Genomic DNA, 13,392 nt, shown 5'->3' with positions numbered 1-13,392 from the left:
GGCAAGAAAAAATAACCCCTTTAGGGGTAGCCTGAGAAGGAAAGCGGTTGGCAGACCTTTCAATGTGTCTTAAGACACGGCGAGCAACATGCCCTTCTAGGGCTAAAGCAAACCACCCGTTCGACGGGTGGTCATGATTTGTGGATTTTATTGATTATTCAGAAAATTTGTGGATAATGCTGTGGGTAATGTGGAAAAGTTCTGAAAACTTTGGAAAATGGACAAAGTTATGTGGATAAGTTTTTAGAATATTGTGGAAAAAATGTTAATATAACTATTATATGCTGGCAATAAAGGAAATATGACTAAAAAATGAAAATAAAAAAAGCAGTTTGGAAATCCAAACTACTTGTTTTCTTCTACGTACTTAACGATGTCTCCGATGTTTTTGAATCCTTCAGCTGCTTCGTCAGGAACTTCCACATCAAACTCATCTTCAATAGCCATCATGATTTCAACAGCATCTAGAGAGTCTGCATCTAAGTCTCCCATTAAAGAAGTTTCTGCAGCGATTTGTACATCATCGTCTAATCCTAATTGATCAATAATAATTTCTTTTATTTTTTCGAATACCATTTTTGTTACCTCCCTAAATTATGTAACTTTTTTTAATTCAAATTATAAACTTTTAGACTATTTTATCATATATGATATAAAAATACCATATATTCTAGGAATAATAAAGCTTTTATTTCCTTTTAAAATTTTACCAAATAAATAGGTAAAAGACTACTATTATTTAGGTGAAAATCTATAAAGGTAGTAAGATATATAAGATATTATAGATTTCTGGTGTATAAACTTGCTTTATGTGGGCCTATTTCAGGAAACTATATTGAAAATCTTTTCCACCCAAGTCCTTGTCACAAGCGAAAGTGTGAATCTTCGTATATAGGTTCATGGGTCATGTTGGAGTGGCATAGGATGTTGTGACGTTCCAGGGTTCCAAAAATTTTCAATCGTTTCCCTTGTAGGCAAGTTACTGTATAAAGAAAACTTAGTGTTGGGAAATCTATATATATAATTTACAAAAAACTTTTACTTAATTCATGGTAGAAAAAACTAATTTAGGAAGTTTTCCCAAGTCTCGTATAGGGAATTCAACTCATCCTTTAGGTCGTTCATTTCCTTGTGTATTTCTTTGCTTTTTTTGGCATCAGAGTATATTTCTTCCTTACACATTTCCTTTTCTAAAAATTGTATTTTTTCTTCCACTTGTTGAATTCTTAGTTCTAAATTTTCTTGTGCCTTTTTTTCTTTACGTTCTTGCTGTTTTCTTTCCTTTTCCTTTTTTCGATCTAATTTCATTTGAGTTTTAGTTATAGTAGGGACCTCTTCCTTTGCACCTTCATCTAATAGGGCCTTTTTTTCTTGGTAATAATCATAATTTCCCAAATATGTTTCCATTTTGTCCCTATTTAAAACTATTATTTTGTTAGTTACTTTATTTAAAAAGTATCTATCGTGAGAAATTACTAACACGGTACCATCATAATTAGATAGGGCTTCTTCTAAAACTTCTTTAGATGAAATGTCTAAATGGTTAGTAGGCTCGTCCATAAGGAGGAAATTAGCCTTAGATAACATTAATTTAAGTAATGCCAATCTACTTTTTTCTCCACCACTTAAAGTGGAGATTTCTTTGAATACTTCTTCACCTTTAAATAGGAAAGAACCGAGTAAACTTCTAACTTCTGTTTGACTTCTTTTGATATTTTCATACCAAATTTCATCAATTATAATATTAGATGTATTTAGATCAGACTGCTCTTGGTCGTAATATCCCAAATTTACATTATGGCCTAGGACTACTTTACCCCCATATGGGATTTTACCTAATATGATCTTTAATAAGGTAGATTTTCCTACTCCATTGGGTCCTATTAGACCTATCTTTTCACCCTTGTATATGTCAAAGTCCACATTTTCAAATATGAGATTTTCATCATATTGTTTTTCTAGACCATGGGCCTTTAGTACTTCAAAACCACTCTTTATTTGAGTTTCAAAGGTTAATTTACTTCTATCATTAAAAGATAAGGGTTTATGAATTAACTCCATATGGTCTAATTTTTTTTCACGGCTTTTTGCTCGTTTTGCTAGTTTTTCTGTACCATGTTGTTTAAAACGCCTAATTATCTCTTCTTGTTTTTCTAATTCCCTTTGTTGGTTTTCATATTCCCTTAATTTTTGTTCATATAGTATTTCCTTTTGTTTAGAATAAAAGGAATAGTTTCCATTATAAGCAGTAAGTTTTTTATTTTCAATTTCATAGATTTTGCCTACTACTTGATCTAGGAAATATCTATCATGGGAAATCAATAAAACTGTACCCTGATAGGACTTTAAAAAGGACTCTAACCATTCTACTGCTTCCATATCTAAGTGATTAGTAGGTTCATCAAGGAGAAGTATATCAGGTTTTCTTAAAAGTAATTTAGCCAGCTTCAGACGAGTTTTCTGACCTCCACTTAAATGAACTATGGATTTATGGTAAAAACTTTCATCAAAGCCTAAACCTTTTAAAATACCTCTTATTTCACTTTTGTATGAATAACCGTTTCTTTTCTCAAATTCTTCTGATTTTTGAGCATAAACATTCATCAAAGAGTTAATCCTATCATCATTAGGATTTTCACTTATTTTTGCAATTTCCTTCTCTAAAAGTCTGATTTCATCTTCCATATTAATAAGGTCCTTAAACACTTCTAACATTTCTTCATATATGGAATTATTTGTATCAATAAGATCACTTTGCTTTAAATATCCTAAATTAATATTCTTAGACATATACATTTCTCCATTATCATAAGGGAGAAATCCACATATGACTTTAAATAGGGTGGATTTTCCAGCTCCATTAGTTCCCACTAAGCCAACTTTTTCTCCCTTATTTATAGAAAATGATATGTCCTTTAGAATAGTATCTACACCAAATGATTTGGTTATATTATTACATGATAAAACTATCATAGATATCCTCCTTAATATTGGGTAAAACAATTTATACATCATTATATTTTATCAAAAAATAGGCAAAATAAAAACGAAAGTATATTTTTTTTGAAAATTAAAGTAGATTTAGGTATATGAAAAAAATAAACTAGCCAGTGAAATGACTAATTTATTATTTGAATATGTCTTAAAAAGGAAAGGGACAAAAAATGGCCAAGAAATAGGGCTAAAGGGCCTCCTCAGTTTGACTATTTATCTATCAAATGTTATAATTCAAGAAAAATCATGTATGTGAGGAAGATGGTAATGCAAAAAGGAAATACAAGAATATCAATGGCGGTTATACGTAGATTGCCTAAATATAGAAGATATTTATTAGAACTTCTAGATAAAGATATTCACAGAATATCTTCTAAAGAGTTAAGTAAGATTATAGGCTTTACTGCATCTCAAATTCGTCAAGATTTAAATAACTTTGGAGGATTTGGACAACAGGGTTACGGATACAATGTGGAAGAATTACATAATGCCATAGGGAAAATATTAGGTCTTGATCATATGTATAATACTGTAATAGTTGGAGCTGGTAATATTGGTCAAGCAATTGCTAACTATACTAATTTTGAAAAGGCAGGATTTAAGCCTAAGGCCATGTTTGAGATAAATCCTAAGCTTATAGGTTTAAAAATAAGAGATATAGAAATAATGGATGCGGATTTATTAGGCACATATATAAAGGAAAATAATGTACATATAGGAATTATATGTACTTCAAAGGAAAAAGCACAAGATGTGGCTAATGTGATGGTACAAAGTGGTATTCAAGGTATATGGAATTTTGCACCTACAGATTTACAAGTGCCAAACAATGTGGTTTTAGAGACGGTACATTTAAGTGAGAGTTTATATACCCTATCCTATTTATTAAAGCACCAAAATGAAGGGGAAGACTAAGATAGTCTTCTTTTTAGGTATATGAAAAAAATAAACTAATTTATTTTTTTCATATGCCTTAGTTAGGCACATTAATAAATAGAAGGGTGTTCAAAAAAAAGTACACTGTACGGAAAATAGTACACGAACACTGTGAATACACTGTGTCAAAAGAAAAAAAGAAAAAAATGCTGGGAAAAGTGTGCGGGAAACCGTACACTTTGTTAATTTCTTTAATAAGTATCTTGCACAAAAGATGTCGAAAGTGGTAGAATAGGTGAGGAAAGATTTACTGAAACAGAAAACTTTTTAATTTTAACTCACTTAAAAACAGGAAAAAACTAGACTGTATGGTTGGAATTGCAAAGGTTGTATCAGAAAAGCTTTTTTGTCCAAATATGTCAATTGAATTTGAAAATTCTATATAATTGGCATGAAATGTGCATAACTATATTTCGGCCTGTGAAAAAAATATCAAATAATTTTTAATATATAGAGGAGGGAATTACTGTGCAATTCAACTTAACCAAAGAACAAGAAATGGTTAGAAAAATGGTAAGAAGCTTCGCAGAAAACGAAGTAAAGCCATTAGCAGCAGAGGTAGATGAAACTGGAAGATTTCCAATGGAAACTGTAGAAAAGATGGCAAGATATCATATGTTAGGAACTTTCGTTCCAACTGAGTATGGTGGAGCTGGAGCTGACGAAGTTTCATATGCAATCACAGTAGAAGAATTATCTAGAGCATGTGGTACAACAGGAGTAATTTGTTCAGCACACAGTTCACTATGTGCATGGCCAATAATGAAGTTTGGTACAGAAGAACAAAAGAAAAAGTATTTAGTACCTCTTGCAAAGGGAGAAAAATTAGGAGCATTTGGTTTAACTGAACCTAACGCTGGTACAGATGCAGCAGGACAACAAACTACTGCCGTATTAGATGGAGACGAGTGGATTCTTAATGGATCTAAAATATTCATAACAAATGGTGGAGTTGCTGAAACTTATGTAGTAATGGCAATGACTGACCAATCTAAAGGAACTAGAGGAATCACTGCGTTTATCGTAGAAAAGGATACTCCAGGATTTAGCATTGGTAAGAAAGAAAAGAAATTAGGTATTAACGGATCTGCTACTACAGAGTTAATATTTGAAAACTGTAGAATTCCAAAGGAAAACCTACTTGGAGAAATCGGAAAAGGATTTAAAGTTGCAATGATGACTTTAGATGGTGGTAGAATTGGTATCGCATCTCAAGCATTAGGAATTGCACAAGGTGCTTTAGACGAAAGTGTAAGATACACTAAGGAAAGAGAGCAGTTTGGAAGACCTCTTGCTAAGTTCCAAGCATTACAATTCGAAATGGCTGACATGGAAACTAGAATTCAAGCAGCTAGACATTTAGTGTATAATGCAGCTTGGAGAAAATCTAAAGGATTATCTTACAGTAAAGAAGCAGCTATGGCTAAGTTATTTGCAGCTGAAACTGCTATGTATGTAACTACTAAAGCTGTTCAATTACATGGTGGATATGGATACACTAGAGAATATCCAGTAGAAAGAATGATGAGAGATGCTAAGATTACTGAAATCTACGAAGGAACTTCAGAAGTTCAAAAGATGGTAATCGCAGCTAACATTTTAAAATAGTAACGGATAAGATGAATATAGTTTAGATAGGAGGAAGAATCATGAAGGTAATAGTTTGTGTAAAGCAAGTTCCAGATACAAACGAAGTTAAAATAGATCCTGTAAAAGGAACGTTAATTCGTGACGGAGTTCCAAGTATATTAAATCCAGATGATGCTAACGCATTAGAAGAAGCATTAGCAATGAAGGATAAGTATGAAGATGTTAATGTAACAGTAATCACTATGGGACCTCCACAAGCAGAGGAAATGTTAAGAGAGTGTATAGCTATGGGAGCTGACGATGCTATATTATTAAGTGATAGAGCTTTCGCAGGAGCTGACACTTGGGCAACTTCTAACACAATAGCATCAGCTATTAGAAAAATTGGAGATTACGATGTAATTTTCGCTGGAAGACAAGCGATCGATGGAGATACTGCACAAGTAGGTCCTCAAATTGCAGAAAGATTAGGAATCTCTCAAGTAACTTACGTTCAAGACTTCAAAATTGAGGGAGAAGAAGTTACAGTACAAAGACAATTAGAAGATGGATATGAAGTAATAAAGGTTAACAAGCCTGTATTATTAACTGCTATCAAAGAATTAAATCATCCAAGATATATGTCTGTAAAGGGAATTTACGGAGCATACAACAATGATTTAACAGTATGGTCATTAAAAGACTTAGATGTTGAGAAGCATGAAGTAGGATTAGATGCATCTCCAACTAAAGTATTCCGTTCATTTACTCCAGAACCAAAGGGTAAAGGTGTAATGTTAAAGGGAACTAACAAAGAAATGGTAAATAGTTTAATCTTAAACTTAAAGCAAAAGCACGTAATCTAATTTAGGTGAATTGTTAGTCATATCTAATTAATAAGGAATTGGAGGGTACGAAATGGCTGTTGTAGTATTACAAGATAAATGTAAAGGATGTTCGCTTTGTGTTAAAGCTTGTCCTTTTGAAGCTATAGAAATGGTAGACAAAAAAGCAGTATTAAAAGATAATTGTACTGCATGTGGAGCATGTGTTGAGGCTTGTCCTTTCGATGCTATCATTAAAGAAGAATCTGATGTTCCTAAGAAGGATTTATCAGGATACAAGAATGTTTGGGTATTCGCTGAGCAAAGAGCGGGTAAAATCATGCCTGTTGCTATGGAATTACTAGGAGAAGGTAGAAAGTTAGCGGACGAAATCGGATGTGAGCTTTGTGCATTAGTATTAGGTAATAACATTGCAGACTTAACTAAAGAATTAACTGCTTATGGAGCTGATAAGGTATACATTGGTGAGCATGAATTATTAGAAAAATTCACTACTGATGCTTATACTAAGGTAATCACAGATGCAGTTAACGAAATTAAGCCAGAGATCATCTTAATGGGAGCTACTCACATAGGAAGAGACTTAGCACCTAGAGTTGCAGCAAGAGTTGATACTGGACTTACAGCTGACTGTACTAGACTTGAAATAGACCCAGAGGATAAGAAAATTAAGCAAACTCGTCCAGCATTTGGTGGAAACATCATGGCTACTATCGTTTGTCCAAACCATAGACCTCAAATGTCTACAGTAAGACCTGGAGTTATGGATAAGGCACATAGAGACGACTCTAAAACTGGAGAAATTATCAAGTTAGACGTTAAATTAGAGAAAAAAGACGTTAGAACTGAAGTTTTAGAAATCGTTAAAACTGTAGGAGAGTTAGTTTCATTAACAGATGCAGAAGTTATCGTATCTGGTGGACGTGGACTTGGAAAAGCAGAAGGATTTGACTTATTAAAGAAATTAGCTGATAAGTTAGGTGGAGTAGTAGGATCATCTCGTGCTTGTGTTGATGCAGGATGGATTGACCATGCTCACCAAGTTGGTCAAACTGGTACAACAGTTAAGCCAAACTTATACATTGCATGTGGTATCTCAGGAGCTATCCAACATTTAGCTGGTATGCAAGAATCTGATATCATCGTTGCTATTAACAAGAACGAACATGCTCCAATATTCCAAGTTGCTGACTTTGGAATCGTAGGAGACTTATATGATGTAGTTCCTATGTTAATTGAAGCTCTTGATAATGTTGATAACATTGTGGAAGCTTTAAAGCAAACTGCAGCTACTGCTGAATAATAAAAATAAAAAAAGGTAATTGCATCTGCAATTACCTTTTTTAAAAATAATTAATAATGAATGATTAAGAATAATTCTTAATCATTCATTATTAATTATTCTCAAGTATGATATAATATCAATAACTATGTTTGATGGGTGAGGTATATGGCAAATTATTATAGTGAAATAAACAACATGATAAACAAATTAATACAAAAGATAATATACTATGATACTAAGGGATTTAAAGTAGGTAAGGATAAGGAATTAGGCCTTATCCACATATACATACTAAGATCTATAGGACTTGGGAATAAAAAGATATATGAGGTCATAGAGGAAATAGGTGTAGATAGGAGTTTGGTGGCCACATCATTAAAAAAGTTATCTACCTATGGTTATGTAATAAAGGAAAAGAGCATGGAAGATAAGAGGGCTTATGTACTCAAGTTAACAGAAGAAGGGGTAGGGTTATATCACAAAACTTGGGAAATTCAATCGGATATATTAAAATTCATATTAGAGAGTACCACTTTAAATGAAGAAAAGGCCATACTAAAATTTTTAAGTAAGATAAATCAAACTACATTTGATAGTAAAAAGGAAATGAAGAACTATTAACTATATATAATTAAAAAAAAGATACCTAGTAAATAGGTATCTTTTATATTTGAAATTACTCAGCAACTGGAGCGTCTACTGGACAAACATTTGCACAAGCTCCACAGTCGATACAAGAACCAGCATCGATTACATATTGACTATCTCCTGCACTGATACAGCTAACTGGACACTCAGGTTCACAAGCTCCACAGTTGATACATGAATCATTAATTACGTAAGCCATAATAAAAATCCTCCTTATGTATTAAAAAAATATTTTTCTTGATTTCTGTATACATTGTACCAACTACCCCTTGAATAAACAATAAGAAAAAGAAAAAATATGTATAAAAATGATAATTTATAATGATTATCATTGTATATTTTTAGTTCCCCAAGTCCCTTATAGATGTATATCTATTGGCCTAAAAATGATAAAATTATAGAATAAGAGCTTAGTTAAGCATATAATATGAAAATAACTTATGGGTATGAAAAATTGTATACGGGAGAAAAAATATAATCATATAATGGGAGTTGATTAAATGAAAGTGTATGCACTGGTGGGGAAGAGTGGAACAGGAAAGAGTTATAGGGCCTTAACCCTATCCTATGAAAAGAATATAGAGGCCATTATAGATGATGGACTGCTTATAAAGGGGAATAGAATATTAGGAGGAAAATCAGCTAAAAGACAAGCCACAAGTGTGACAGCTGTTAAAACTGCTTTATTTTTAGATGATAATCATAAAAATGAAGTTAAAAATAAGATTAAAGAATCAAATTTAAAATCCATACTAATTCTAGGGACTTCTGATAGGATGGTTCAAAAGATTAGTAAGGCCATTGGATTAGATGAAATTCATGAATATATATATATATAGATGACATAGCAACTAAGGAAGAACAAGAAATGGCTAAAAAGCAAAGACATATCCATGGGAAACATGTAATACCTGTACCTACCTTTGAAATTAAAAGGGACTTTTCTGGTTATTTCATAGATAAATTAAAAATTTTCAAAAAACGCAAGGATAATACTATGGAAATTTCAGAAAAATCTATTGTTAGACCAACCTTTAGTTATAGGGGGAAATATACTATTGCAAAAAAAGTAATCATAGATCTAGTTAGTCATGTGATAAATGGTGAAAAGGAAATAGGGAAAGTCTATAAGATAAATACAGAAACTACCAGAAATGGCATTATAATTGACATTGACCTATCTGTATATTTTGGCAACCACATAAAGACATTAATGGAAAATTTACAAAGACATATAATAAATGAAGTAGAGTCCATGACAGCCTTAAATATAGTATGTGTAAATATTAATGTAAAAGGTATAAAAATCAAGAAATGAATCTAAAACTTTTATATTTTGCAATATTCGGCATCATATACAAAATACCTGGAAAGATTTGTTTAATAATGTATTTACTTTTAATTTTTCCGGTGTTATAATGTCCTTGAATTAAGAAATGTTAGACAAAATAGTTAAATACAACCATAGAAAAGGGGCGTGTTCACATGTCAAATGTACAGGCATATATTGAAAGAGTCATTGAAAAAGTGAAAAAAACTGATGCAGATCAACCTGAATTTTTACAGGCGGTTGAAGAAGTATTACCTACCCTTAAACCAGTAATAGAGAAACATCCAGAATACATAAATGCAAATCTATTAGAAAGATTTGTTGAGCCTGAAAGACAAATATTATTTAGAGTTCCATGGGTTGATGATCAAGGAGAGTTACAAGTAAACCGTGGATTTAGAGTTCAATTTAATGGAGTAATTGGACCATATAAGGGAGGATTACGTTTTCACCCATCTGTTTATCTTGGAATTGTTAAATTCTTAGGATTTGAGCAAATATTAAAGAATTCACTAACAGGTCTTCCAATCGGAGGAGGTAAAGGTGGTTCTGATTTTGACCCTAGAGGAAAATCTGACAATGAAATTATGAGATTCTGTGAAAGCTTTATGACAGAGTTATATAGACATATTGGACCGGATGTTGACGTTCCAGCTGGAGATATTGGTGTTGGTGGAAGAGAAATTGGATACCTTTATGGACAATATAGAAGAATTAGAGGAGCATTTGAAAACGGAGTATTAACAGGAAAAGGGTTAACTTATGGTGGAAGTTTAATTAGACCAGAAGCTACAGGTTTTGGTGTTACATATTTCTGTCAAGAAATGTTAAAGCATGAAGGAGAAACTTTCCAAGATAAAACTGTTGCTGTGTCAGGATTTGGTAACGTTGCGTGGGGAGCTTGTATAAAAGTTAGAGAATTAGGTGGTAAGGTAGTAACTCTTTCAGGACCAGATGGATACGTATACGACCCAGAAGGTATTGTAACAGACGAAAAAATCAACTACTTAATAGAAATGCGTAATTCTGGTAGAGATAAAGTACAAGACTATGCTGATAAGTTTGGTGTTGAGTTCTTCCCAGGAGAAAAGCCGTGGGGAGTTAATGTTGATATCATTATGCCATGTGCTACTCAAAATGATATTCACTTAGAGCATGCCAAAGAAATCGTTGCAAATGGTATTAAGTATGTATGTGAAGGTGCAAACATGCCTACTACAAACGAAGCTATTGCATACTTATTAGAAAACAATGTTATTGTGGGACCTGCTAAAGCTGCAAATGCTGGTGGAGTTGCTACATCTGCTCTTGAAATGTCTCAAAATAGTATGAGATATGCTTGGACAGAAGAAGAAGTAGATCAAAAGCTTCATCAAATCATGGTAAATATTCATGAAAATGCTATGAAAGCTTCTAAAGAATACGGATTTGGTTACAACTTAGTTGCTGGTGCAAATATTGCAGGATTTAAGAAAGTTGCTGAAGCAATGTACGCACAAGGAAACTATTAAGAAAATAATATTAAATTATTCATAGGGAATATGGAAATTTATTAAATATATGAAAATAGCCTCAAATATATGGGGCTATTTTTATTACATTTTAAAGACATTCCCCCATTACAAATGAAAATGTATTACAATATAGGAAGGAGGGATGTAAGATGAAAAAATTAAATAAAACTACATATATATTCATATTTCTATTAATGATAACCCTCTTTGGGACAAAAGCATATGCTCAGGGAGAAGGTCCTGGATATTTTCCTCCTCAACCAAAGGATATGGAAGTTTTAATATCGAAACCCCAAATAGGAATGCAATTAATATTAAATGGAAATAAATTAGTTAATACACAAATGTATATTAACGAGGTAAAAGTAGATGCAGGTTATGATGATAAAAAGGGTGGAGTATTTTATGTACCCAACTATCCCTTGCCAGCAGGAGAATACAAGGTGAGTTTAAAGGTTGAGATAGAAGGTTTTCAACCAATAACTCAATCATGGAAATTTAATATAAGCCATAAAGCCATTGGTACATTACCAACTCCTAGTGAAGAACAAAAGAGTGTGTTATATTATGCCAATGAATATAGAAAAAGATTTGGATTAGGCACTTTTCATTTAAATAATTCACTAAATAGTGCTGCCATGTCCCATGCAAATTATATGGCTCTAAATAAAAAAATAACCCATGTGGAGTACGGCACAGATCCAGGATATACAGGATCTAAAGTGGTAGATAGAGTTGCCTCCTTTGGATACCCTAGTGGAAATGTATCGGAAAATGTGACCGGAGATATAAAAGATTATAAGGAAGCTATAGATGGATTAGTAGATGCTCCTTACCATAGACTTTCCTGGTTAAATCCCGTATATTCAGATTTAGGTTATGGAAAGAAGGATGAATATCAAGTATTTAACTTTGGTGGAAAAAGTTTAGATAATGATAAATTAATAACCTATCCTATGAATAATCAAAGAAATGTAGATATTTCTTGGAATGGAAATGAAACTCCAAATCCTCTTAGATTTTATAATAATGATAAGGAAGTGGGATATCCTATTACCATATCCTATTTTACAAATAAATCTATAGATAGATGGAAAATAGAAAAGGTAACTGTAATAGATTCTAGGGGAGGAGCTTTAAATACTTATATAAATACTCCTGCTAAGGATGAATATTTAACAGATAGTATAATAGTCATGCCAGTGGATCATCTAAAGTATGATTCAACATACACAGTTTCCATAAAGGCATCCCTTTATTTTGCAGATGAAACATCTAAAAATATAAATAAAAGTTGGAACTTTTCAACACGTAAAAAACCACAGATTCCAAAGACAGAAAGTGTATATAAGGATGTTACAGATCATTGGGCTAGACCATATATAGAGGAATTAGTTAAAAGGAATATAGTTACTCCTAAAACTGGAGATTATTTTAAACCAGATTATAAAATAACTAGGGCAGAATTTACTCAGTTTATAGTAAAGGCTTTAAAAATTCAATTAAGTGATTATGGTGGAATATTTAATGATGTTCCAAATAGGTCAGATAAGGCTAAGTATATAGAAGCAGCCCATAGGGCAGGAATTATAAATGGTACGGGCAATGGAATGTTTGAACCAGACAGAACCATAACTAGGGAAGAAATAGCTACTATTATAACTAAGACCTATGAAAAGATTAAAAGTCCAGTGAACACTAAGAGGGTATTACTTCCTTTTTATGATAATAAGAAAATAAGTGATTGGGCCCAAGAATATGTAAAATCAGCCTTTTATTTAAGAATAATAACTGGTAGAGATAATGGACATTTTGATCCACAAGGTGCTACTACTAAGGCTGAGAGTGCTGTTATGATTAAAAAATTATTAGATGTGTTAGGTCGATAGGAAAAGGGGCAATTAGTTTAACTAATTGTCCTTTTTGGAATATAGATTTCGTATTTATAAAGCAGCTTTATGTGCGCCTATTTCAGGAAAATATATTGAAAATCTTTTCCACCCAAGTCCTTGTCACAAGCGAAAGTGTGAATCTTCGTAGATAGGTTCATGAGTCATGTTGGAGTAGCATAGAATGTTGTGACGTTCCAGGGTTCCAAAAATTTTCAATATATTTTCCCTTATAGGCAAGTTACAGCATTATACGGCTAGAAAGCCCACTCCTTTAGGTGTGGGATGAATAGGCCCAACTTGCTTGTTTTTTCAATATTCATGTATAAAATCATATTAAACATACACAGAATGTTATATAATAGTCATATGATGAATGACT

12 protein-coding genes are annotated in these 13,392 nt (G+C 32.5%); 9 read left to right on the top strand and 3 right to left on the bottom strand.

All coding sequences use genetic code 11. The annotated features are described in order from the left end of the window. Positions 1-345 precede the first annotated feature (345 nt). Positions 346-576, bottom strand: a complete 231-nt coding sequence (gene acpP, locus N4A57_RS09485; protein WP_293657762.1) for an acyl carrier protein — start codon at positions 574-576, stop codon at positions 346-348. 486 nt (positions 577-1,062) lie between these two features. Further along, positions 1,063-2,973 carry a ribosomal protection-like ABC-F family protein gene (gene abc-f / locus N4A57_RS09480; protein ID WP_293657761.1) on the bottom strand — a complete coding sequence of 637 codons (1,911 nt, stop codon included), beginning with the start codon at positions 2,971-2,973 and terminating at the stop codon, positions 1,063-1,065. A gap of 288 nt (positions 2,974-3,261) precedes the next feature. Between abc-f and N4A57_RS09475 the strand changes: the two genes are divergently transcribed. The 5 genes from N4A57_RS09475 (at position 3,262) to N4A57_RS09455 (ending at position 8,250) form a co-directional block, all read left to right on the top strand. After that, positions 3,262-3,909 (top strand): redox-sensing transcriptional repressor Rex, encoded by a 648-nt coding sequence (locus tag N4A57_RS09475; RefSeq protein ID WP_293657760.1) that lies wholly within the window; start codon positions 3,262-3,264, stop codon positions 3,907-3,909. A 489-nt stretch (positions 3,910-4,398) separates the two neighbouring features. Then, the gene (locus tag N4A57_RS09470; protein ID WP_293657759.1) at positions 4,399-5,538 is read left to right on the top strand and encodes an acyl-CoA dehydrogenase; all 1,140 of its coding nucleotides are present in this window, start codon (positions 4,399-4,401) and stop codon (positions 5,536-5,538) included. 41 nt (positions 5,539-5,579) lie between these two features. Continuing rightward, positions 5,580-6,365: an electron transfer flavoprotein subunit beta gene (gene etfB / locus N4A57_RS09465; protein WP_293657758.1), complete on the top strand. Its 786-nt coding sequence runs from the start codon at positions 5,580-5,582 to the stop codon at positions 6,363-6,365. Positions 6,366-6,417: 52 nt separating this feature from the next. Further along, complete coding sequence (locus N4A57_RS09460; protein ID WP_293657757.1) at positions 6,418-7,647, top strand: electron transfer flavoprotein subunit alpha; 1,230 nt, start codon at positions 6,418-6,420, stop codon at positions 7,645-7,647. Between the two features lie 147 nt (positions 7,648-7,794). Further along, positions 7,795-8,250: a MarR family winged helix-turn-helix transcriptional regulator gene (locus N4A57_RS09455; protein WP_293657756.1), complete on the top strand. Its 456-nt coding sequence runs from the start codon at positions 7,795-7,797 to the stop codon at positions 8,248-8,250. Between the two features lie 55 nt (positions 8,251-8,305). On the opposite strand, the gene N4A57_RS09450 is transcribed toward N4A57_RS09455, so the two are convergent. Beyond that, on the bottom strand, positions 8,306-8,476 hold the full coding sequence (locus tag N4A57_RS09450) for a 4Fe-4S binding protein (RefSeq protein ID WP_293657755.1): 171 nt from the start codon (positions 8,474-8,476) through the stop codon (positions 8,306-8,308). Between the two features lie 301 nt (positions 8,477-8,777). Here N4A57_RS09450 and N4A57_RS09445 point away from each other — a divergent pair, with 301 nt between their 5' ends. From N4A57_RS09445 to N4A57_RS09430, 4 genes are all read left to right on the top strand, one after another. After that, positions 8,778-9,116, top strand: a complete 339-nt coding sequence (locus N4A57_RS09445; RefSeq protein ID WP_293657754.1) for a hypothetical protein — start codon at positions 8,778-8,780, stop codon at positions 9,114-9,116. A 29-nt stretch (positions 9,117-9,145) separates the two neighbouring features. Further along, positions 9,146-9,595, top strand: coding sequence for an Asp23/Gls24 family envelope stress response protein (locus N4A57_RS09440; RefSeq protein ID WP_293657753.1), 450 nt, complete (start codon positions 9,146-9,148; stop codon positions 9,593-9,595). 167 nt (positions 9,596-9,762) lie between these two features. After that, positions 9,763-11,118 carry an NADP-specific glutamate dehydrogenase gene (gdhA, locus tag N4A57_RS09435; protein WP_293657752.1) on the top strand — a complete coding sequence of 452 codons (1,356 nt, stop codon included), beginning with the start codon at positions 9,763-9,765 and terminating at the stop codon, positions 11,116-11,118. 152 nt (positions 11,119-11,270) lie between these two features. Beyond that, positions 11,271-13,010 (top strand): S-layer homology domain-containing protein, encoded by a 1,740-nt coding sequence (locus N4A57_RS09430; protein ID WP_293657751.1) that lies wholly within the window; start codon positions 11,271-11,273, stop codon positions 13,008-13,010. Positions 13,011-13,392: the final 382 nt, after the last annotated feature.

The sequence above is a fragment of the Anaeromicrobium sp. genome (assembly GCF_025210435.1).
GTDB lineage: Bacteria > Bacillota > Clostridia > Peptostreptococcales > Thermotaleaceae > Anaeromicrobium.
The sequence above is the reverse complement of the archived record's forward strand: the minus strand, read 5'-3'. Positions and strand labels throughout refer to the sequence as shown.

Coding starts and splice junctions, on each gene's coding strand:
- acpP (WP_293657762.1), bottom strand. CDS start 576: ATGGTATTCGAAAAAATAAAAGAAATTATTATTGATCAATTAGGATTA.
- abc-f (WP_293657761.1), bottom strand. CDS start 2,973: ATGATAGTTTTATCATGTAATAATATAACCAAATCATTTGGTGTAGAT.
- N4A57_RS09475 (WP_293657760.1), top strand. CDS start 3,262: ATGCAAAAAGGAAATACAAGAATATCAATGGCGGTTATACGTAGATTG.
- etfB (WP_293657758.1), top strand. CDS start 5,580: ATGAAGGTAATAGTTTGTGTAAAGCAAGTTCCAGATACAAACGAAGTT.
- N4A57_RS09460 (WP_293657757.1), top strand. CDS start 6,418: ATGGCTGTTGTAGTATTACAAGATAAATGTAAAGGATGTTCGCTTTGT.
- N4A57_RS09455 (WP_293657756.1), top strand. CDS start 7,795: ATGGCAAATTATTATAGTGAAATAAACAACATGATAAACAAATTAATA.
- N4A57_RS09450 (WP_293657755.1), bottom strand. CDS start 8,476: ATGGCTTACGTAATTAATGATTCATGTATCAACTGTGGAGCTTGTGAA.
- N4A57_RS09445 (WP_293657754.1), top strand. CDS start 8,778: ATGAAAGTGTATGCACTGGTGGGGAAGAGTGGAACAGGAAAGAGTTAT.
- N4A57_RS09440 (WP_293657753.1), top strand. CDS start 9,146: ATGGCTAAAAAGCAAAGACATATCCATGGGAAACATGTAATACCTGTA.
- gdhA (WP_293657752.1), top strand. CDS start 9,763: ATGTCAAATGTACAGGCATATATTGAAAGAGTCATTGAAAAAGTGAAA.
- N4A57_RS09430 (WP_293657751.1), top strand. CDS start 11,271: ATGAAAAAATTAAATAAAACTACATATATATTCATATTTCTATTAATG.